At 38.4% G+C, this 19,579-nt stretch carries 22 protein-coding genes, 1 riboswitch and 1 other annotated feature; of the genes, 5 read left to right on the forward strand and 17 right to left on the reverse strand.

Going from position 1 to position 19,579, the window contains the following annotated elements:
* Positions 1-256 precede the first annotated feature (256 nt).
* Together ACPWSO_RS02085 and ACPWSO_RS02090 are read right to left on the reverse strand one after the other, a co-directional pair.
* Positions 257-2,026, reverse strand: a complete 1,770-nt coding sequence (locus tag ACPWSO_RS02085) for an ABC transporter ATP-binding protein (RefSeq protein ID WP_426081120.1) — start codon at positions 2,024-2,026, stop codon at positions 257-259.
* Positions 2,023-3,741 (reverse strand): ABC transporter ATP-binding protein, encoded by a 1,719-nt coding sequence (locus tag ACPWSO_RS02090; RefSeq protein ID WP_426081121.1) that lies wholly within the window; start codon positions 3,739-3,741, stop codon positions 2,023-2,025. Before ACPWSO_RS02090 ends, ACPWSO_RS02085 begins: the two co-directional genes overlap by 4 nt.
* A gap of 229 nt (positions 3,742-3,970) precedes the next feature.
* Here ACPWSO_RS02090 and ACPWSO_RS02095 point away from each other — a divergent pair, with 229 nt between their 5' ends.
* On the forward strand, positions 3,971-4,627 hold the full coding sequence (locus ACPWSO_RS02095) for a TetR family transcriptional regulator (RefSeq protein ID WP_426081122.1): 657 nt from the start codon (positions 3,971-3,973) through the stop codon (positions 4,625-4,627).
* A 67-nt stretch (positions 4,628-4,694) separates the two neighbouring features.
* Here ACPWSO_RS02095 and ACPWSO_RS02100 read toward each other — a convergent pair whose 3' ends face one another.
* The 15 genes from ACPWSO_RS02100 to ACPWSO_RS02170 form a co-directional block, all read right to left on the reverse strand.
* Positions 4,695-4,937 (reverse strand): GlsB/YeaQ/YmgE family stress response membrane protein, encoded by a 243-nt coding sequence (locus ACPWSO_RS02100; RefSeq protein WP_426081123.1) that lies wholly within the window; start codon positions 4,935-4,937, stop codon positions 4,695-4,697.
* 49 nt (positions 4,938-4,986) lie between these two features.
* Entirely contained in the window at positions 4,987-5,514 is a 528-nt protein-coding gene (locus ACPWSO_RS02105) for an Asp23/Gls24 family envelope stress response protein (RefSeq protein ID WP_426081124.1), read from the reverse strand.
* A gap of 71 nt (positions 5,515-5,585) precedes the next feature.
* Complete coding sequence (locus ACPWSO_RS02110; RefSeq protein WP_426081125.1) at positions 5,586-5,780, reverse strand: DUF2273 domain-containing protein; 195 nt, start codon at positions 5,778-5,780, stop codon at positions 5,586-5,588.
* Between the two features lie 13 nt (positions 5,781-5,793).
* Positions 5,794-6,354, reverse strand: coding sequence for an alkaline shock response membrane anchor protein AmaP (gene amaP / locus ACPWSO_RS02115; RefSeq protein ID WP_426081127.1), 561 nt, complete (start codon positions 6,352-6,354; stop codon positions 5,794-5,796).
* A 154-nt stretch (positions 6,355-6,508) separates the two neighbouring features.
* Complete coding sequence (locus ACPWSO_RS02120) at positions 6,509-6,793, reverse strand: hypothetical protein (protein WP_426081128.1); 285 nt, start codon at positions 6,791-6,793, stop codon at positions 6,509-6,511.
* Positions 6,794-7,007: 214 nt separating this feature from the next.
* Positions 7,008-7,793, reverse strand: coding sequence for an alpha/beta hydrolase (locus ACPWSO_RS02125; protein ID WP_426081129.1), 786 nt, complete (start codon positions 7,791-7,793; stop codon positions 7,008-7,010).
* Positions 7,794-7,821: 28 nt separating this feature from the next.
* Positions 7,822-9,297, reverse strand: coding sequence for an MDR family MFS transporter (locus ACPWSO_RS02130; protein ID WP_426081130.1), 1,476 nt, complete (start codon positions 9,295-9,297; stop codon positions 7,822-7,824).
* A gap of 184 nt (positions 9,298-9,481) precedes the next feature.
* Positions 9,482-10,669 (reverse strand): methionine adenosyltransferase, encoded by a 1,188-nt coding sequence (gene metK, locus ACPWSO_RS02135; protein ID WP_426081131.1) that lies wholly within the window; start codon positions 10,667-10,669, stop codon positions 9,482-9,484.
* Positions 10,667-10,782, reverse strand: a riboswitch (SMK box riboswitch). It overlaps the preceding gene by 3 nt.
* Before the next feature lie 434 nt (positions 10,783-11,216).
* The gene (locus ACPWSO_RS02140; protein ID WP_426081132.1) at positions 11,217-11,648 is read right to left on the reverse strand and encodes a hypothetical protein; all 432 of its coding nucleotides are present in this window, start codon (positions 11,646-11,648) and stop codon (positions 11,217-11,219) included.
* 171 nt (positions 11,649-11,819) lie between these two features.
* Complete coding sequence (locus ACPWSO_RS02145) at positions 11,820-12,515, reverse strand: DUF1003 domain-containing protein (protein WP_426081133.1); 696 nt, start codon at positions 12,513-12,515, stop codon at positions 11,820-11,822.
* 356 nt (positions 12,516-12,871) lie between these two features.
* Positions 12,872-13,240 (reverse strand): 50S ribosomal protein L7/L12, encoded by a 369-nt coding sequence (rplL, locus tag ACPWSO_RS02150; RefSeq protein WP_426081134.1) that lies wholly within the window; start codon positions 13,238-13,240, stop codon positions 12,872-12,874.
* 59 nt (positions 13,241-13,299) lie between these two features.
* Positions 13,300-13,797: a 50S ribosomal protein L10 gene (gene rplJ / locus ACPWSO_RS02155; protein WP_426081135.1), complete on the reverse strand. Its 498-nt coding sequence runs from the start codon at positions 13,795-13,797 to the stop codon at positions 13,300-13,302.
* Positions 13,798-13,884: 87 nt separating this feature from the next.
* Positions 13,885-14,020: a sequence feature (ribosomal protein L10 leader region), on the reverse strand.
* A gap of 145 nt (positions 14,021-14,165) precedes the next feature.
* Positions 14,166-14,855, reverse strand: a complete 690-nt coding sequence (gene rplA / locus ACPWSO_RS02160) for a 50S ribosomal protein L1 (protein ID WP_426081136.1) — start codon at positions 14,853-14,855, stop codon at positions 14,166-14,168.
* Between the two features lie 110 nt (positions 14,856-14,965).
* The gene (rplK, locus tag ACPWSO_RS02165; RefSeq protein ID WP_426081137.1) at positions 14,966-15,388 is read right to left on the reverse strand and encodes a 50S ribosomal protein L11; all 423 of its coding nucleotides are present in this window, start codon (positions 15,386-15,388) and stop codon (positions 14,966-14,968) included.
* Positions 15,389-15,557: 169 nt separating this feature from the next.
* Positions 15,558-15,755: a hypothetical protein gene (locus tag ACPWSO_RS02170; protein ID WP_426081138.1), complete on the reverse strand. Its 198-nt coding sequence runs from the start codon at positions 15,753-15,755 to the stop codon at positions 15,558-15,560.
* A gap of 150 nt (positions 15,756-15,905) precedes the next feature.
* Here ACPWSO_RS02170 and sdaAB point away from each other — a divergent pair, with 150 nt between their 5' ends.
* From sdaAB to ACPWSO_RS02190, 4 genes are all read left to right on the forward strand, one after another.
* Positions 15,906-16,574, forward strand: a complete 669-nt coding sequence (sdaAB, locus tag ACPWSO_RS02175) for an L-serine ammonia-lyase, iron-sulfur-dependent subunit beta (RefSeq protein WP_426081139.1) — start codon at positions 15,906-15,908, stop codon at positions 16,572-16,574.
* 88 nt (positions 16,575-16,662) lie between these two features.
* Positions 16,663-17,523 carry an L-serine ammonia-lyase, iron-sulfur-dependent, subunit alpha gene (gene sdaAA, locus ACPWSO_RS02180; protein ID WP_426081140.1) on the forward strand — a complete coding sequence of 287 codons (861 nt, stop codon included), beginning with the start codon at positions 16,663-16,665 and terminating at the stop codon, positions 17,521-17,523.
* A gap of 301 nt (positions 17,524-17,824) precedes the next feature.
* Positions 17,825-18,493 carry a TetR/AcrR family transcriptional regulator gene (locus ACPWSO_RS02185; RefSeq protein WP_426081141.1) on the forward strand — a complete coding sequence of 223 codons (669 nt, stop codon included), beginning with the start codon at positions 17,825-17,827 and terminating at the stop codon, positions 18,491-18,493.
* Positions 18,483-19,268 (forward strand): CPBP family glutamic-type intramembrane protease, encoded by a 786-nt coding sequence (locus ACPWSO_RS02190; RefSeq protein ID WP_426081142.1) that lies wholly within the window; start codon positions 18,483-18,485, stop codon positions 19,266-19,268. Before ACPWSO_RS02185 ends, ACPWSO_RS02190 begins: the two co-directional genes overlap by 11 nt.
* Positions 19,269-19,579 lie beyond the last annotated feature (311 nt).

Here is a 19,579-nt window from a genome sequence, read left to right on the forward strand (position 1 = left end):
ACATTAACTGAACATTAATTATTCCTGCTGCTGTTTTTCTCACGCTAACTTTAAGGCATATCAAAATGCCCAGCAAAAAATAAGCCGGAATACACTGAAAATAGAAGCTATTTTCGTATATTTCGGCTTATTCCTAAAGAATCTTCTCTGGCTACACTTGTTATTCAGTTTTTAAGATTAAAAATAGAATTAACAGAACTAAGTTTTCTATGCTTAGAAATTGAAACAGCATTCCTTAGTATTTAATCCCATAAGTCTATTCTAAAACAAATTGATTGTGGTATAGTTCGGAATAAAAACCATGCAGCTTCAACAGCTCGTTATGGTTTCCTTCTTCAATTACTTTACCATCCCGCAAAACAACGATACGGTCTGCGTTCAAAATAGTTTTCAGACGATGGGCAATCACAAAACTGGTTCTCCCCTTAATTGCTTCTTCCATTGCTTTTTGAATTTTCGCTTCTGTTACAGTATCAACATTACTAGTCGCTTCATCCAAAATCAACAGAGCAGGATTAGTTAAAATCGTACGGGCAATACTAACCAACTGCTTTTGTCCTGTACTAAAAATATTATTTTCTTCTGTAATCTCTGTGTCATAGCCCTTTTCAAGAGACAGGATAAATTCATGAATATTTGCCTGCTTTGCAGCTGCAATGATTTCTTCTTCCTGTGCATTCGGTTTCCCAAAAGCAATATTTTCTCTAATCGTTCCTGAGAAAAGCACAGAATCCTGTAAAACAATTCCCACATGGGCACGCAGGCTGCTCAACTCAATGTCGCGAACATCTGTATCATCAAAGGTGACTGAGCCGCTATTAACATCATAGAAGCGGTTCAGCAAGTTCATAATGGTTGTTTTACCAGAACCAGTTGGTCCTACAAGCGCCACCATCTCGCCTTTGTTCACTTTGATTGAAACATCTTTCAAAATAGGAACTTGTTCATCGTAGCCAAAATCTACATTATTTAATGCGACAGACTCATGAACACCAGTAATTTCTTTACCGTTTTCAGGATTAACCTCATCTGGCTCATCAAACATTTCATTCAACCTTCTCGCACCAGTTACAGCCAGCTGAATCATGCTGTAGCCCGATGATATCTGCATTAACGGCTGATAGTACTGTTGTGAGTATTGAACAAATGTCACAATCAGACCGAGACCTGCTGCCCGGTCCACCTGGCCGTTGAGTGCTAGCCAGCCGCCAAAGAAGATAACAATCGCTGTATTAACCAGAGACATTCCCTGCATCATTGGAAACAGCAGGCCCGAATAGACCTGTCCTTTAAAGGTTGCCTCCCGAACTTTTTTATTCTGCTCCATGAAACCGTCAATGGTCTCGTCCTGAAGTCCATAGGTAATAATTACCCGCTGACCGCTGATTTTTTCGTCCATATATCCATTCAGTCTGCCAACTTCATCTTGCTGAATATCTACGTATTTTTTGGCTTTTTGAATAATCACCACAGCAATAAAAACCGCAACCGGTGTTGAAGCAATCGTTGCCCACGCCAGTTCAACATTTTGCTGGAACATCATAATCAGCACACCAACAATCAACGCAGCATTCGTTAGAACCTGCAGCAATGCCTGATTGAGACTATTTTGAATATTATCTAAGTCACTGGTGAATCGACTTAAAATCTCTCCATCCTTATGAGAATCGAAAAAGCGGATTGTTAGCTTTTCCAGTTTATTAAACAATCCTAAACGCATTCTGTTAGTCGATTTCCCAACAACTTGTGTAAATAAAATACTATAGACAAAATTCGCCGCACTGGTTAAGACATAAAAAATGACCAGCTTTTGGATAACTCCAATAAATGCTGTTTTATCATCTTTTCCCTGCATAAAGCCTAAAACATAATTTGTCAGCTCCTCGATTGCTTCACCAATAAATTGAGGTGCTTTTACTTGCAGATAGGTAGCTGCGACAATCGTTACAGCAATGATGAAAAAGGATAATTTATACTTTTTCAAATAATGATAAAAGAATTTACTTGCTTTAACTAAGTCCGTCATTCTACCTCATCCTTTCCTCTTTGCGTTTCATAAATCTCTTGATATACCTCATTTTCAGCTGCCAGCTGCTTGTGTGTTCCTTCTCCCACAAGCTTCCCTTTATCCAACACCAAAATGCGATCCGCATTTACTACGGAAGAAATCTTTTGCGCAATGATAATCGTTGTTGTATTCTCCAAATCATTTTCCAGAGCTTCTTTGACCAGACTTTCCGAACGAGCATCCAAAGCACTCGTACTGTCATCAAGAATCAGTATTTTAGGATCGCCAATAACCCCTCTGGAAATTGACAGGCGCTGCTTTTGTCCACCCGAAAAATTACTGCTCCGTTCCTCTACTGGAGCTTCATAGCCTAGAGACAGCTTTTCAATAAACTCACGGGCTTGAGCGATTTGAGTCGCTCTGGTCATATCCCCTTCATCTGCATTACGTTTCCCGTGCCGCAGGTTTTGAGAAATTGTTCCTGAAAATAGGATTGCTTTTTGCAGAACGAATGAAACGGTCTTTCGCAGACTATGCTCATTAATTTCGTGCAAATCTACTCCGCCAACTTTCACAGTTCCTTCCGTCGGATCAAAAAGACGGGGAATCAGCTGTGCCAAAGTCGACTTTCCGGCACCTGTAGCACCAACTACGCCAATCATTTCTCCTGGCTTAATGGTGAAGGATACATCCTTCAGTGTATCGGTATCATCACCTGGATAATGGAAGCTGACATGGTCAAAAACCACACTACCGTCAAGCTCCTGCTCAGGTACTTCAGGATACGTAATTGCTGGAACGGTGTCCATAACTTCCTTAATCCGTTTGATAGATACTGCTGCACGAGAAGTCATCATCATCATCATACCGCCGATAATGATTGCCATCATAATCTGCATAAGGTAGTTCATAAATGAAGCAATGCCGCCAATCAATGTAGGGTCATTCTTCGCCAAATCACCCACAAAGAAAATTGCCCCTGCTACCGCTAGATTAGCAACCAGCATAAACGATGGAATCATCACCGAAAATAAAGTTCCTACGATGACATTGTGCTTGGTTAAATCGTTACTTACCTTACCAAACCGTTCCAGCTCATTTTTCTCCTGCACAAAGGATTTTACTACGCGAATCCCCATTAAATTCTCTTTTGCGATACTATTCACTTTATCAATCAGATTTTGAATAATGGTAAAGTGCTTGCCCATCTGAGAAAACGACAGCATAGTGATAATAATGACAGCAACAACCAGCAAAACAATAATCCACCATAGCTGGGGCAATGTTGTCATCGCCAGCGCAAAGCTGCCGATAAAAAGAATCGGTATTCTAAACAATGACTGCAGAGCAATCATAATAACATTTTGAATTTGTGTAATATCATTTGTTAGTCGAACAACCAGATTTCCTGATGAGAATTCTTCTATATTAGCAAATGAGAAGGTTTGAATTTTTCGGAAGACTGCTTCACGAATATCCGCACTTACTCCCTGAGCTACTTTCGCAGAAAAAATTGTGTTAATTACACCTGCAATAAGTCCCAGCACTGCGATTCCAATTAAATACACGCCTAATGACTGCATCTTATTGTTATCTTCTTTAATGATTGCTTCAAGCACCTGCTGCAGCAGCTTAGGCTGCCAGAGAGCAGACATGACCATAATAATCACTGTAAATAAAGCAATAATTGTTTCCTTCTTATACTTTTTTACGTGGTCCATAACAATGTTCATCAATTCCCCTACTTTCTTTTTAAACTCAGCCTATTTTCGCCTCATTTTCAGCAACGTTTTTATAAGAGAGGGAATGTGTTATTATAAATATGAATCGACTGCAGCGAGACACGGGCTGTTGCCAAACCATTTAATTTAACACTGTAAAATAGACTGCACAATAATTTACCATATTTTAAGGAGTAAATACAAGCAGTTTACACAAAATTCATGCTAAAGGATGAAAAAAATGGAAAACAAGCTCTCCAAAGAAAAAATTATTGCAACAGCTTTTCAATTATTAGATGAAACACCAAATATTGAAAAGCTTTCTATGCGCAACATCGCGAAAAAAATGGGTGTTCAAGCTCCAGCTTTATACTGGTATTTTCAAAATAAGCAGGCCCTTCTTCAGAGCATGGCCGAAGAAGTGGACAGACACTTTCAGGAGCCTGAGGAGCAGGAAGACTGGCGACACACCCTATTTTTATACATGGAAAATTATTATGAGCTGTATCAGAATTACCCTTGTGCGCTTGAAATCGAACTACATACCATACCGTCCTACCCTTCACGTCTAATACGTTATGATAAAATGCTGGCAATCCTAAAAAAAGCAGGCTTCTCTATTGAAGACAGCTTTACAGCTGTGAATTCACTACAGCATTTATTGCTGGGATTATTGGTAGATGTTCAGGAGGAACAACAGCTTTATCATAAGATGGTTGATGGTGATGACTATTTAAATCAACAGGTTGTTTTAATGAAACAGTACCTTCACGAAAATCAATTGACAAACATAGAAGAAAGCCTTCAATTTCGACAAAAGCAACGCCAAAAGGATACCTTCAAAAAAATGATTACAATATTTCTAAATGGTTTGGCTGTCGAGTCAGGAGAACATTAAAAAAACGGGAATGCAGCAGATTGCTGCTTTCCCGTTTTCTGATATGATAATAAAAGCCTGTCGGTAATTAGTTTCTGCCTAAGAAAAAGCTGACTACAGCTACTAAGATTACAGCTCCAACGATTGACGGAACTAATGCCATTCCTGCCAAGCTTGGTCCCCAGTGTCCCAGTATACTTTGTCCAATTGCTGAACCAATTAAACCAGCTGCAATATTCGCAATCCAGCCCATTGATTTTCCTTTATTCGTAATCGCTCCTGCAATCACACCAATTAACGCCCCTACTAAAAGTGACCATATTAATCCCATCTTAATTTCCTTCTTTCTATAAGTAAGTATCGACTCTAGTTTTTAATGATTACTCTACACGCGGTTCCATTTGTTCTTTGGCTTTATCTGCCCCTCTACCAATTGCCTTTTTGGCTTTATCTGTTTGGTTTGAAGCAAACTCACCAGTATTTTCAGCAAAATCGCCAACTCTGTCTTGAACCGTTACTGAATCTTTTTTGTATTGCTCTACTGTTTTAATATCAACAACATTCACATTAACTTCAATCACTTCAAGACTAGTCATTTTTTTCACTTCTTCAACAATTGTTGCTTGAATATCTTTGAATAGTTTAGAGATATCCTTACCATATTCTGCAACAATGTCTAAATCAACGGCAACTTGTTTCTTCCCTACTTCAACATCGATACCAGAGGTAACATTGTCAGTATTTACAAGCTTCTCAGCAATATTTGAAAAGAAACCGCCGTTCACTGTTAGAAGTCCATCAATATTTTCCAAAGCGATGCCGATGATTTTTTGAATAACCTTATCATCATACGTCAATTCACCTTTAATTGTTTGTTGATTTGTCATTACTGTTTTTTGAGTGTCCATTCTTTTTACCTCCCAATTTTTTTGTTCTAATATATAAATTTAATATTATAACCTAGTGATAATTAGCCTTGTTACGGCTTTTGTTTAAACAAGCGGTCCGCTAAACCCGTAGCTTTCAAGTAAAATCCTGCATAGACTCCAACTACCATCAGGATAAGGATTAAAAGTGTTTTAAAAAAGCCCAGAGTCATCAGCAATACTGCTAAAATCAAACCACCAATACCGCCAATAATCGGCCACTTGTATTCGTCAAAAATCTCCTTCATCTTGATCACCTCTCTACTCAACTCTGGATTTCTTCGATTCTTCTGGGACATAATCGACAAATTCAATCACTATATCAATCGACCTGTCAGTTACACCCAGAAGAGTCTGCAGCTCTTCTTTCATTTGAACCATTGCCTGTTCTGCGCTGGGAACAATTCCCTGATATTCACCGAACCTGCCTAAAACTTTAACTGCTATTTTATTCTTTGTCATATTAACCTTTATCTTCGGCTTTTCAATGAACTGTCTTTGATCTAGATTTGCAGCGACATAGCTTTCAATACTTTTCTGTTCAATTTTTAATTGCCCATTCAAGTCCCTCACTATCACAGATTTTTCCTTTTTAGGCCAGAACAGAACAACAAAGAAAGATGCTACAAGTAATACAAACAAAACTACACTAGCCCAAAACAGATAGCCATTCAGCACTGGTCCAATAAACAATGAATAAGTCAGTTTCTGTTCGGGAAATGCTAAGATACCAACCTGATCGTTATAAATAATTAAGGGGATCAAAAGTGATAGCCCAATAATGATGATCAAGCCTAAAATGACCTTTTTGCTTCGATTCAATTTCTCTCCCTCCATTCCAACTTTCTAAAAAACTTTACATTTTCATTGTAGAGTCACTTTTTGCTTTTTTCAAAAATAACGACTTGCATTTCAAAAAAAAAACAACAAGCAAATATATAAATATCTGCCTGCTGTTGTTCAAATAGCCATTATATCAATGTTTATCTTCGTTTATCAAACTAATTTCTTCAAAAGAAATTAGTTTAGTCTTTTCAACTTTTTTCTTTCTCTCAGCCGTAAACTGCTTTTCATAGCTTGCCAGCATCGACTCGTTAAGCTCTCGAGCCTCCTCTAGAAAGCTTTTTAGTCCTTCAAACTGCTTTTGAATATCATCAACCTGAAGCAGTGCGTTTCTAACCTCTTTTGGTTTTGTTGGATTTTCTTTCATCAACTGTTGTCCAAACTCACTTCGCCATTTTCGATAATTTTTTTCATCCATTTCAAAATCTCCTTCTTAAAATACGATTATTATTTTTCAGTTCTAGATTATCTATACATTCATTCTATAAGTTAATTTTAAAATGAATATAAAAACATTTTCACTTAATGACAAAAATAACAATTATACTTCAATCATAAAAAGATATGCCACGGATGTCAACTTTAATTAACAAATAATCTGAATTAAAAATTTCAATAACTATGAATACAAGTTAAGCTAACGGTAGCCAGGAGATAACGGTTTGCAGCCATTTATCCCAAAAAATCCAGTCATGGCCTCCAGGGGAAGTCTCAAAGAAATGGTCATAATTATCTGATTTCAACATATTTGCCACGTACTGACTAGCCGGTAGTAACGGATCTTCTTCACCGCAAGTGATAAAAAACTTGGGAAGCTCTTCTTTGTTTTGAATTTTTTTATTCAGCAGATAAACTAAATCATGTTCAGAATCTTTCAGTTTTTCCAATGGACCAAAAACACCTTCCCAATAAGCTTTACTTCGTATCGAAAGAAGGCTGTCTACTCCAGCAGCAATATGAAGCGGTCCCGACAAAGAGGCAACTGCGGCGAATTTTTCCGGCTGCATCAACCCTAGCTTCATAGCCCCATAACCACCCATAGACAATCCAGCAGCAAATGTTTTTTCTCTTTTTCGGCTAAGCTGCGGGAAAAGCTCCCGACAAATTTCCGGAAGTTCTTCCGAAAGAAATGTCCAATAATTCATGTCATAGGTTGTGTCTGCATACCAGCCTAAATCAGTGGAAGGCATCACTACAGCCATTCCATAATCAGCTACATAGCGTTCAATATTTGACTTTCTTTCCCAAACACTATGGTTGCCCCCCATCCCGTGAAGCAGATACAATACAGGAACATCTTTTCTGTTTCCCACACTGTCTGTTCCGAAAATCTTCTTCGTCTGCTGAGGTAAAATTACATTCATCATTACTTCCATACCTAATACATTTGAATAAATATTTGCTTGTAAAAATGCCATTACAATCCCTCACTTTTTCAATGTTACTTTATTTTAACACTGTTTGCGCTTTTTTTCGCTGCAAAAATAAAACCATTGAGAGGGCCGCAACAACTAAAACAATCCCCGTCAGAAAAACCGAATGAAGACCACTATACAAAATTGTGCGCAAAGGCTGCAGCAGTTTCGCAGGAATTTGATGCGCCGTATGAGGATTTACCAGCTGGTTCATCACACTGGAATCAACATCCAAACTACTGTTTTTTAGATTAACTGCCATTGCCGCATTAAGCAAGACACCAAAGATAGAAATCATTACAGTCTGTCCAATAGTCCGTGATAATGTGTTGAAGGAGGTTGCTACACCAACTTCATCGCTCGACACACTGTTTTGTGCAGTAACCGTCGTGGTTGTAATCGTTAACCCAAATCCTATTCCCAAAATTGAAGAAATAACAAAGAATAAAAATACAGGTGTCTGAACAGGAACAATTGTCAAACTCAGTCCGCCAATCAAAATAATGGATAGTCCTAGAACTAAGACATTTTTAACCGTTGTTTTTCCCATTAAGCTGCTGGCATAGAATGAACCGATCATCCAAAGGATAGACATAGGCGCCAATGCCAAGCCCCCAAGACCTGCGCTGGTTCCTAAAACTCCCTGAAGCCACATCGGAATATACACTTCGATACCCATTAGAAATCCGCTGATTAATGCTGCCACGAGATTAACCAGCATAAAGGTTTTATTTTTAAACAGATGAAGAGAAATAACCGGATCTGCAGCACGTTTTTCAGTTCTGACAAATAGAAGGCAGAAAATTATAGTCAATGCTAAAAACAGTAGAATATTGAGTGAGAAGCCGCCTTCCCCAATCATCTGAAAAGACAACAGCAGCGTCAACAATACCAACATAAGCAGACCACTGCCGAGAAGATCCATTGGCTGATTGGAGCTCTTTCTTTTTGGTTCAACAAGATATACACTGATTAATGCCAACAAAGCCAGACCAATTGGAACATTGATAAAAAATATCCAGTGCCAGCCAATTGTATCAACAATAAAACCACCGGCTAATGGTCCAAAGACACTCGCAACTCCCCAGGCGGCACTGTTCAAGCCCAATATTTTCGCCCGCTGTTCCATCGGATAAATATCTGCAATTATCGTTAAGGCTACCGGCATTACAGCTCCCGCACCGATCCCTTGAATCGCCCGGGCAATAATTAGCGTCAGCATATTAGGGGCGAGACCGCAAAAAGAAGATCCGATAATGAATACAGTAATCCCAATCAGAAATACCGGTTTGCGGCCGATTTTATCAGCCAGCTTTCCATAGATTGGCGTCAGCATGGCATTCGTTAATAAATAAATAGAAAATACCCAGTTCATAATTTCCATGCCCTCTAAAGAACCGACAATCGTCGGCATCGCTGTTGAAACAATGGTTCCTTCGATTGCGGTCATGAAGGTTGCTGTAAAAACACCAAGTGTGACTAGTTTTATATTTGTTTGTCTTTCCATATTGTGCTCTCCTCGTTTTTTAAATTTCATCTTGCTGTCCAAGTCAGCCTATACCAATAAGAAGTTTGAGACATAATTAAATACCCAAACTTTTTTCTAAAAACTCCGAATAAAATGAAATTATCAATTTTTTTTAGTCAAAGAAAAAGAAGCGCTCTGTTAATCACTTAACAGAGCCGCCTCTTTATTCCCCCAAACTAGCTTTTAAAGCCTCGACTTTGTCTGTCTGCTCCCAAGGAAGTTCGATATCTGTACGACCAAAATGTCCGTATGCTGCTGTTTGTTTGTAAATCGGACGGCGTAAATCCAGCATTTCAATGATGCCCGCCGGACGTAAATCAAAATTCTCACGGACAGCTTTAATCAATCTACTTTCAGGAATTTCACTTGTACCAAAGGTATTAATCGAAATAGATACTGGCTGAGCCACACCAATTGCATAAGCAAGCTGTACTTCAGCCTTTTTAGCTAAACCAGCAGCAACAAGATTCTTAGCAATATAACGTGCAGCATAGCTTGCTGAACGATCAACTTTTGTTGCATCCTTCCCGGAGAAAGCACCGCCGCCATGACGAGCGTAGCCGCCATACGTATCAACGATAATTTTACGGCCAGTCAACCCGGCGTCTCCTTGAGGACCACCAATCACAAAACGTCCAGTCGGATTAATAAAATATTTCGTTTCTTCGTCTAACCATTTTTCCGGTATAACTTCTTTTATAACTAATTCTTTGACATCTTTTTGAATCTGCTCCAGTGTAACATTCTCATCATGCTGTGTGCTGATGACAACAGTATCTACCCGTTTCGGCTGTCCAGCTTCATCATACTCCACTGTCACTTGAGATTTTGCATCTGGCCGAAGATAAGGCAAGGTATCCGCTCTTCTCAGCTCTGCCAAACGACGTACTAAACGATGACTTAAAGAGATAGGCAATGGCATTAATTCGGGTGTTTCATCCACTGCAAAACCAAACATCAGTCCTTGATCTCCAGCACCAATCTCGTCCTTTTCGTCCGCATCACCGCGAACTTCCAAAGCTTCATCTACTCCCTGAGCAATATCTGGAGACTGCTCATCAATTGCTGCAAGAACAGCAACTGTTTCACCATCAAAGCCATATTTTGCTCTTGTATACCCAATATCCTTTACTGTTTGACGTACAATTTTCTGGATATCCACATAAGCTGTCGTTGATATCTCTCCGAAAACCAACACTAAACCTGTTGTAACAGATGTTTCACAAGCAACTCTTGCCATAGGATCCTGAGTCAGGATGGCATCCAGAATTGCATCGCTAATCTGATCCGCTACCTTGTCCGGATGTCCTTCTGAAACGGACTCCGATGTAAATAAATGTTTCTCTGCCATAATAAGTATTCCCCCTAATTAATATTCGGTTACAAGGCATCTTTACATAAAAAATCAACCGGTGTTCTCGGTTGTCTTTACACTGTAAATCCTTTCGGGAACTTGTAACGATACCAGTATAGCAAATAATTCTGAAAAAAGCTCATTTTAAATGAAAATAAATTCGATTCTATTATTTCTTATATAATTAATCAGATAATCCTTTAGATCATCGGTTCCCAAAATGCCTAATCACTAATCTATTCCCAAATCTGTCAGAAAATCAGAAATTAACAGCTATTTTCAAGACGCTTACATCAACTTGATTCACTATAGGGCTTGTCAGACTAAAAAAGCGACGCCAAATGGCTCAGCAGACACGAAAGGACTTGGCAAAGTTTATTTCTTCAAAATAAAAAAGCCTGAAACAAAATCAGAAACTTCCTGTTTTTTTGTTCCAAGCTCTATAAATTTCTTCATTTTACCACTTTTTATCTACTTTAATTAAGGACTACAAAAAATAATTACAATCATCGTTATTACGATACACTTTTCAAAAAAATAAGGTCTACATTTTGTGTACACTGTGGGCGCTCTCTATTCCGCCACAAGCTTCTTTACACGCCTGATTGATTAATTCAAACGACGTTCTAATCCGATCTAAACCATGAGCAAATTTGTCATCATCCACAATCATACAACTATCATCCATTGCATCAATCCAATAATAGACACCACGTTTATAGGCATCCAACCCTTTACATAAAAGCTGAGTAGCAGCTTTTTCTCCATAAGGAACAAGTACTTTTCTAAAATTCTCATCCTCGATAAACAAACGATTCACGTTATTCCTGCAAAAGACGTAAGTATCCTTCTTCTTTCTATTTACAGTTTGTTCATAGCCTTCTTGCTGAATCTCTTTGGAAATCGTTGTGAAAATTTCATTGTATACCTCAACTCTCTGCATTACTGATAGCACTGTATCTGTATAATCAAACATCAAACTCTCCCCTTCCAAGCAAGTCAAACGAACTGCTCATATTGTCATTATAATAGCGAAGGGGTCATTCTATCAAGTAATATGGTATGACAGAAACATAATGTTCTTTATAAAATACTTAAAAGCTTCTATTTTAGGTAACGTCCGTTATTTTTATTTAAAGCTATAAAATCAGTCTTTCTCAGTTTTTTTCATTTCTTCCAGCTGTTCCTGCAGCTCTCCTAAAAGGGCCAGTTGAATATTCTGAATTTTGACCATCTGCTGCCACTGATCATTAATCATATAATCCATTTTTTCGTGCAAAACGTTGACTTCTATTTCCGCTTTCAAATTAACCTTATAGTCTTTCTTTGCTTGTTCTCGATCTCTGTCTTCTTGTCGGTTTTGACTCATCATAATAATCGGTGCCTGAATAGCTGCCAAACAAGATAGCATCAAATTTAACAGGATAAACGGGTATTTATCAAATGGCTGAAAAATCAAAGCTGTGCTATTTAGTACAATCCAAGCAAATAGAACAAAAAGAAATATAAAAATAAATGGCCAGCTTCCTCCAAATTTAGCAATTGCATCAGCTGTTCGCTGCCCTAGACTAAGCTTTTCACCTGTTCTTTTATTTAGTTTTTCTACAATCACTTCATTCTCTTGAAGATGTTTATGAATCAAATGGTTTAGCTGTTCATTTTTCAATGATTCATCCGATAATAGTTCCCGAATATAGTTCATTCTGTAATTTAAAAGCTCTGGATAAGTAATAACCGATTTCATCGTCAGTTTGGGGTTGTGCTTCAGGATAAAGCTGCTGATTTCTTCTTCTACATCCGCCATTGGAATAGTTTCCAGCTTATTTTTATCTTTTTTATTCATACTATTTCAACTCCTTATCTTTACTCACATAATACCTTTTCTCTTTATTTTTCAATACTATTTTGATTTAGTCATGGGTTTGGGAATGTTTTAAGAAGATTACAGGTAAAAGGCCATTTATTGATGACTGGGGCGCATACAGGCAAATAACGGAGATTCATATTCGAAGAAAATCGGCCTCTTGAAGGGGATACAAGATGGGTATCGAGGAGGGTTCATTGTTCTTTTTTCAACGGAATAACAAATGAACAAAACTAGAATGTCTCTGATTTTTTCTTAACGACACAAATTGCATAAAACAAAAAAAGACGGCATCTTTCTTGGAAAGATACCGTCTTCAACTCTATCTAATAGAATTATTTTAATGTTACAGAAGCGCCAACTTCTTCTAAAGCAGCTTTTAATGCTTCAGCATCGTCTTTAGAAATGCCTTCTTTAACTGGTGCAGGAGCTCCGTCAACTACAGCTTTAGCTTCTTTCAAGCCAAGACCAGTCGCTTCACGAACTGCTTTGATAACTTTAACTTTTTGGTCGCCAGCTGCAGTCAATTCTACAGTGAATTCTGTTTGTTCTTCAGCTGCTCCACCTGCTGCTGGACCTGCTGCTGCTACAGGAGCTGCTGCAGATACGTCAAATTTTTCTTCAATAGCTTTAACTAATTCACTTAGTTCTAAGATAGTTGCTGTTTCTAGTTCAGCAATAATGTTTTCAATGTTCAATGCCATTTTTAATTTCCTCCATTTAAGTTTTCACTTATTAATTTTTTTATGATGCTAGGCTGCAATTAAGCAACTTCTTCTTTTTCTGCCACTGCTTTGACAGCGTAGGCAACGTTGCGGACTGGTGCTTGTAGAACAGACAACAACATAGATAGTAAACCGTCGCGGCTTGGTAGTTTCGCAAGAGCAGTAATTTCTTCCAAAGAAGAAACTTTGCCTTCGATAACTCCCCCTTTGATTTCTAATGCTTTTGCGTCTTTAGCAAATTCATCCATAATCTTAGCTGGAGCAACTACATCTTCGTTACTGAATGCGATAGCAGTAGGACCTGTGAATACTTCATCAAGACCTTCTAAACCAGCTTTTTTAGCTGCACGTGAAAGGATAGAATTTTTAATAACTTTCATTTCAATGTCAGCGTCACGCAGTTGTTTACGTAAGTTCGTTACTTCTTCAACAGTTAAACCACGGTAGTCAACGATGACTACAGAAGCTGCTGCTTTGAATTTTTCAGTTACGTCATCAACTAGACCTGCTTTTTTAGCGATTGCTGCTTCACTCATTTATTTCACCTCCTGATTTTGATGGTGAAGTTTTGAGGCTTCAAACATATGGAAGCACTGTTATACAGCATTTTCTTCAAAAAGCTGTATAAACAACAAAAAACTCCATGCCACCGTAGACATAGAGGGACCTTTTGATATTGATAATTATCAATGCCAGCGTCCTCGGCAGGAAATTAAGACGTATGTCACCTGCTGTCTTCGGTACAGTTATTCATTAACCTCAACTACCTTACCATAGATAAGGCAGTTGAGTCAATAATTTTTTTAATTATTCAGCTTTTCTATCAATCTAGCTTCATAGTCCAGATTATTCGGTAAATAGACAAATTTCCTCACAATCTAAACGGGCTATTGCACTTTTCTAATTAGAAAGAAAATTGGTCAACGTGGATTCCAGGTCCAAATGTAGTTGTCACTGAAATATTTTTGATATATTGACCTTTTGCTGCTGAAGGTTTAGCTTTCAACAATACATCGTTAATTGTATTGAAGTTTTCAATCAGTTTGTCTGTATCAAATGATACTTTTCCGATTGGAACATGAATGTTACCAGCTTTATCAACACGGTAAGTTACTTTACCAGCTTTTACTTCATTGATTGCTTTTGTTACGTCCATCGTTACAGTCCCAGTTTTAGGGTTAGGCATCAGACCTTTAGGACCCAATACGCGACCTAGTTTACCAACTTCAGCCATCATGTCTGGAGTTGCAACAACTACGTCGAAGTCAAACCAGCCTTGTTGGATTTTGTTAACCATGTCAGCATCGCCAACATAGTCAGCGCCAGCAGCTTCTGCTTCTTTCGCTTTTTCACCTTTAGCAAATACTAAAACAGTCTGTGTTTTACCAGTTCCGTTTGGCAGTACAACTGCTCCACGGATTTGTTGATCTGCTTTTTTAGGGTCTACATTTAGACGGTAAGCAACTTCAACAGTTGCGTCAAATTTAGCAATACTTGTATCTTTAGCCAAAGCTACCGCTTCTGCTACTGAGTAAGCTTTAGTACTATCAACTTTTTTCAATGCATCTTGCAATTTTTTGCTCTTTTTAGCCATTTTGTTTCCTCCTAGATTGTGGTTATAACGGTAGAACCTCCCACGTAATTCATATCTTTCAATATGAAACCGACTGAGAAGCTACTTCTTTAGGATGTCCTGTGTAAAAATTATTCTACAGTGATCCCCATGCTTCGTGCAGTTCCTTCAACCATGCGCATTGCTGACTCAACGTTAGCTGCGTTTAGGTCTGCCATTTTAAGTTCAGCGATTTCTTTTACTTGATCGCTAGTTACTTTAGCTACTTTATTTTTGTTTGGTTCGCCTGAACCTTTATCGATTTTTGCAGCTTTTTTCAACAATACTGCAGCCGGTGGTGTCTTTGTAATGAAAGTGAATGAACGGTCTTCATATACAGAGATTACTACTGGAATAATCAAACCTGCTTGATCAGCTGTACGAGCATTGAATTCTTTAGTGAATCCCATAATGTTGATACCCGCTTGACCTAATGCTGGACCTACTGGCGGAGCTGGTGTTGCTTTACCTGCAGGAATTTGCAATTTAACTAATTTTTCTACTTTTTTTGCCACGAGACATACCTCCTTGAGTCCGTGATGTGGTTAATTGGAGATGAAGATTTCTCCTCCCACTAGTCTCTCCTGAAAACACCAGGAATAGACGTGTACAAAAATGCACACTTAGATAGTATACACGGTTTGCCTTTTTTTTTCAATGCTATTTCCAAGTATTTTTTCTCAATCAGCCTGCCATTACGTTTCCTATCAGCAGCTGATAAAGCGGCAACGGTAAAAATTTTCTAAGCTGAATCAGCTGCCGGCTTTTCCCTACACTATAGCGAAACTTAGAACTTCGATCAATTGGCGCTTGATAGATGACTGCGGTTACTTCTTTCGATGCTGTTTCCTTTTGACCATTTTGTTGAACACTCTCCTTCACTTATATAGTTTGTCAACTCTTTAAAAATATTTTCTATGTATTTTCTCAACACTTTTTTCTTTTTATCTCATGTGATAAACTACATGCGGTGCTATTCTATATAATAATAGTAGAAGTACGGACTAAGTTAAGGATAAAGGAGAGAAAACCATGGAACAGCAACGCTATAAAAGTGTTTTCGATATCATTGGACCTGTAATGATTGGTCCCAGCAGTTCACATACTGCCGGCGCAGCCCGAATTGGGAAAATCGTACGAACCATTTTCGGAGAGCAGCCTGACACTGTAGATATCTATTTATATGAATCATTTGCTAAAACCTACCGAGGTCACGGGACGGATATTGCCTTGGTTGGCGGACTTCTTGGGATGGAACCGGATGATCCCAGGCTGGCCGATTCGCTGAAAATCGCGCATGAGCAAGGCTTGGAAGTGTTATTCGTTCCTAAAAACGAGAAAGCAGATCATCCTAATTCTGTTCAGCTGTTAGTTTCCAAGGGAAAACGCAAGCTATCTGTGACAGGCATTTCCATAGGCGGCGGTAATATTCAGATTTCTGAGCTGGATGGCTTTAAAATTTCTTTGAATATGGGAATCCCTACTTTTATTATTGTTCATCAGGATGTTCCTGGGATGATTGCCAAAGTGACAAATCAGCTTTCCGAGCTGGGAATCAACATCGGTACGATGACTGTGACCAGAGAATCCAAAGGTGAAAAAGCCATCATGATTATTGAGGTTGACCAGCGTTCTGCCGGGATTGTTGTCGAAAAACTAACCGAGATTCCTGATATTCACAACGTAAACTATTTTGACTAATGTCTTTAAAACGTTAAAGCAGCGCAATGCTGCAGGAAAAAAATATAGAACAGTCATTTTGACTACTTAAATAGAGGAAGGTGATAGGATGTTTTTTTCTATAAAAGAGCTTGTGGAGCAGGCGCAAAGCTTCTCCTCTGTAGCTGAATTAATGATTACAATTGAAATGGAAACACATGAATGTCCTCGTGAGCGGATTATCGAAACAATGAATAAGAATCTAACTGTAATGAAGCAGTCCATCGTTGAAGGGGTGAATGGTGTAACCTCTGTCACCGGTATCACTGGCGGAGATGCTGCTCGTCTAAACAATTACATAGCGGAAGGAAAGTTTCTAAGTGGTGAGACGATTCTTACTGCCGTCCGCAATGCAGTCGCCGTTAATGAGGTTAATGCAAATATGGGCTTGATATGCGCAACGCCTACTGCCGGTAGTGCCGGTGTTGTCCCGGGTGTTCTAATGGCTGCCATCCACCGTCTACAGCTGACTCACGAACAACAGCTTGATTTTTTGTTTACTGCGGGTGCGTTCGGACTGGTCATCGCAAATAATGCTTCTATCAGCGGTGCTGAGGGAGGCTGTCAGGCGGAGGTAGGTTCTGCCAGTGCTATGGCAAGTGCAGCATTAGTTTGTGCGGCTGGCGGCTCCCCAGAACAAGCTGCTCAAGCGGTTGCCATTACACTTAAAAATATGATGGGGCTTATCTGTGATCCGGTAGCTGGACTGGTGGAGGTTCCTTGTGTAAAACGCAATGCACTTGGCTCCTCTCAGGCATTCATCTCTGCTGATATGGCTTTAGCTGGTATCAACAGTGTGATTCCTCCTGATGAGGTAATAGCGGCTATGTATCAGGTTGGCCGTCAAATGCCAAGTATTTTCAAAGAAACCGCAGAAGGCGGTCTAGCTGCGACACCAACCGCAAAACGATTAACTGACAACTTAAAATAGCAGTTAGGTATTTCATCAAAATCCTATTAAGGGATTCAGCTTTAATGAGTATACTAAAATTCATACAAAGTGCATTACAATATTTCGAATGAATTTCGGTATATTCTTAAAGCAACTGCTTCTTCTCCATGCTTTAATTTTATGTAGATAATTCAAGAAGTTTAGGATTTTATTTTATCCTAAACTTTTTTTATTCCCAAAAAAATGAACATACTCTCATTTTTATATTGCCATCTCCGGAACAGTCTGTTATTATAATAAATGAGATGTGTCTCATTTTTAAAAACAGGAGGAATTTATTATGCCCAAAGTAACTGAAGAGTATATTCAAACAAAGAAACAGGCTATCATTAATGCCTTTCTAGCCGTTTGTGAAAAAAAAGTATTGTATGAAATAACCATGACGGATGTAATCAAGGAAATAAACATCAGTAAAGGAGGAATTTACCGGTATTTTGAAGATTTAGACGATCTTTTAGTAAGCTCCTTGAATCAGCAAAGCAGCAACGAAAATTTTTATACAATTTTAGATAAAATAATCAAACCAGAAACTTCTTCGTCTGACAATCTTCAAAAGCTATTTGTATTTCTAGGTGAATATGTTGAAAGCAACGTTTCAGTAATTGGAAAAATCCAATATGAACTGACAGCAATGCTTGCTAGTCAGCCTGATCGGCAAAAAAAGATTTTAGGCCGATTAAATGAACAGGCGCAAGGACAATATTGGATGAAGCAAGTCATGATCCAAATTTCTAAAGGAATAGAATCCGGAGAATTTACCCCTCTATTTTCAATTGAAGTAATCCTATCGTTTATGAGTGGTGCAATTGACGGTATCACCGGTTCTATCATCAATCAATGCTATTACCAAAAAATAAAGAAGGAAACACTCAATATTCCAAAGCTGTTTGAAGCATTGAATATATCTGTATTATCATTATTAACGGGAGGAAAATCAAATGAATCATAAGCGAAGTATTTCACATTTTTTAGCTTTCACATTCACTTTATCATGGAGCCTATGGGGAGGGGCAATCTTCTTGACCCAATGTCTGCATATGCCCTTTCAACATCCAATTGTCATGATTTTATTCATTTTCGGTGGGATTTCACCAGCTATTAGTGAATTAATCATGCATAAAAAAAGCAGCAGCAAAGATGAGTGGCAGCAATTTTTAGGGAATATCCTCAATTTTCGTCATTCAGTATCTATTTATTTAGTTATAATCCTTTTAGCTTTTAGCTTTGCCTTTTTACCTGTTTTACTTGGCGGAGCTGTCCAAAAGCTGCCGATTTATCTTGCGTTTCTTGAGTTTCCTATTATGATTATTGGGGGAGGAATCGAAGAAATAGGGTGGCGGGGTTTCCTGCAGCCTGCACTCCAGAAAAAATATTCAGTTTTTGCTAGCGATACGATTGTTGCTGTTATCTGGACCTTATGGCATGTACCCTTATGGTTTATTGCTGGCTCCAATCAATCAACAATGAATTTTCTTTATTTCTCTGTCGCTTGTCTTTCTCTTTCTTATTTACTGGGTGGTCTTTATAACTATACCAACAGTATCTATCTATGCATTGTCTTTCATGCTCTAATCAATGCCTTTTGGGATGTGTACGTGTTAAATGGACAGATGTTCTCAGCTTTTGTACTGCTGATAGTGTCAATACCGTTTGCTTTATTTTTGAAAAAGACCAGAGAACAGCAAGTTCACTCAAAAAAACAGGAGCAAAAAGCGGACATATAGTTTTCTTCTCTCAACTAACTTTTTAGAGTTTTTTCAAATTCAAGCAAGAAGCACCTATGCTGAATTCACTATATGATGAGTTCAGCGCAGGTGCCTTTAGTGAGTGAAAAAATATTTTTCCTTCGAAGTCACAGAAAAACCTGTACACTGAAATTTGAATGAAAAACAATGAAAGAGCTCATACTCCTCAATGGCAAAAATTACCAACTCGTGGAGCTGATCATAACAGAGGAGAAGTTTATTTCTTTCCACAGATTCTCAGATTGTGGATGAACCTTTTCAAGAGTCACTTTATTCTTATTTATTCTTTC

The sequence above is a fragment of the Enterococcus sp. LJL51 genome, assembly GCF_049894025.1.
Taxonomy (GTDB): Bacteria; Bacillota; Bacilli; order Lactobacillales; family Enterococcaceae; genus Enterococcus_L.

Coding starts and splice junctions, on each gene's coding strand:
- ACPWSO_RS02125 (WP_426081129.1), bottom strand. CDS start 7,793: ATGGCATTTTTACAAGCAAATATTTATTCAAATGTATTAGGTATGGAA.
- ACPWSO_RS02190 (WP_426081142.1), top strand. CDS start 18,483: ATGAATCATAAGCGAAGTATTTCACATTTTTTAGCTTTCACATTCACT.
- sdaAB (WP_426081139.1), top strand. CDS start 15,906: ATGGAACAGCAACGCTATAAAAGTGTTTTCGATATCATTGGACCTGTA.
- ACPWSO_RS02085 (WP_426081120.1), bottom strand. CDS start 2,026: ATGACGGACTTAGTTAAAGCAAGTAAATTCTTTTATCATTATTTGAAA.
- ACPWSO_RS02145 (WP_426081133.1), bottom strand. CDS start 12,515: ATGAATAAAAAAGATAAAAATAAGCTGGAAACTATTCCAATGGCGGAT.
- rplA (WP_426081136.1), bottom strand. CDS start 14,855: ATGGCTAAAAAGAGCAAAAAATTGCAAGATGCATTGAAAAAAGTTGAT.
- rplL (WP_426081134.1), bottom strand. CDS start 13,240: ATGGCATTGAACATTGAAAACATTATTGCTGAACTAGAAACAGCAACT.
- ACPWSO_RS02095 (WP_426081122.1), top strand. CDS start 3,971: ATGGAAAACAAGCTCTCCAAAGAAAAAATTATTGCAACAGCTTTTCAA.
- ACPWSO_RS02090 (WP_426081121.1), bottom strand. CDS start 3,741: ATGAACATTGTTATGGACCACGTAAAAAAGTATAAGAAGGAAACAATT.
- ACPWSO_RS02185 (WP_426081141.1), top strand. CDS start 17,825: ATGCCCAAAGTAACTGAAGAGTATATTCAAACAAAGAAACAGGCTATC.
- ACPWSO_RS02105 (WP_426081124.1), bottom strand. CDS start 5,514: ATGGACACTCAAAAAACAGTAATGACAAATCAACAAACAATTAAAGGT.
- ACPWSO_RS02110 (WP_426081125.1), bottom strand. CDS start 5,780: ATGAAGGAGATTTTTGACGAATACAAGTGGCCGATTATTGGCGGTATT.
- ACPWSO_RS02130 (WP_426081130.1), bottom strand. CDS start 9,297: ATGGAAAGACAAACAAATATAAAACTAGTCACACTTGGTGTTTTTACA.
- ACPWSO_RS02140 (WP_426081132.1), bottom strand. CDS start 11,648: ATGTTTGATTATACAGATACAGTGCTATCAGTAATGCAGAGAGTTGAG.
- ACPWSO_RS02100 (WP_426081123.1), bottom strand. CDS start 4,937: ATGGGATTAATATGGTCACTTTTAGTAGGGGCGTTAATTGGTGTGATT.
- metK (WP_426081131.1), bottom strand. CDS start 10,669: ATGGCAGAGAAACATTTATTTACATCGGAGTCCGTTTCAGAAGGACAT.
- rplJ (WP_426081135.1), bottom strand. CDS start 13,797: ATGAGTGAAGCAGCAATCGCTAAAAAAGCAGGTCTAGTTGATGACGTA.
- ACPWSO_RS02120 (WP_426081128.1), bottom strand. CDS start 6,793: ATGGATGAAAAAAATTATCGAAAATGGCGAAGTGAGTTTGGACAACAG.
- sdaAA (WP_426081140.1), top strand. CDS start 16,663: ATGTTTTTTTCTATAAAAGAGCTTGTGGAGCAGGCGCAAAGCTTCTCC.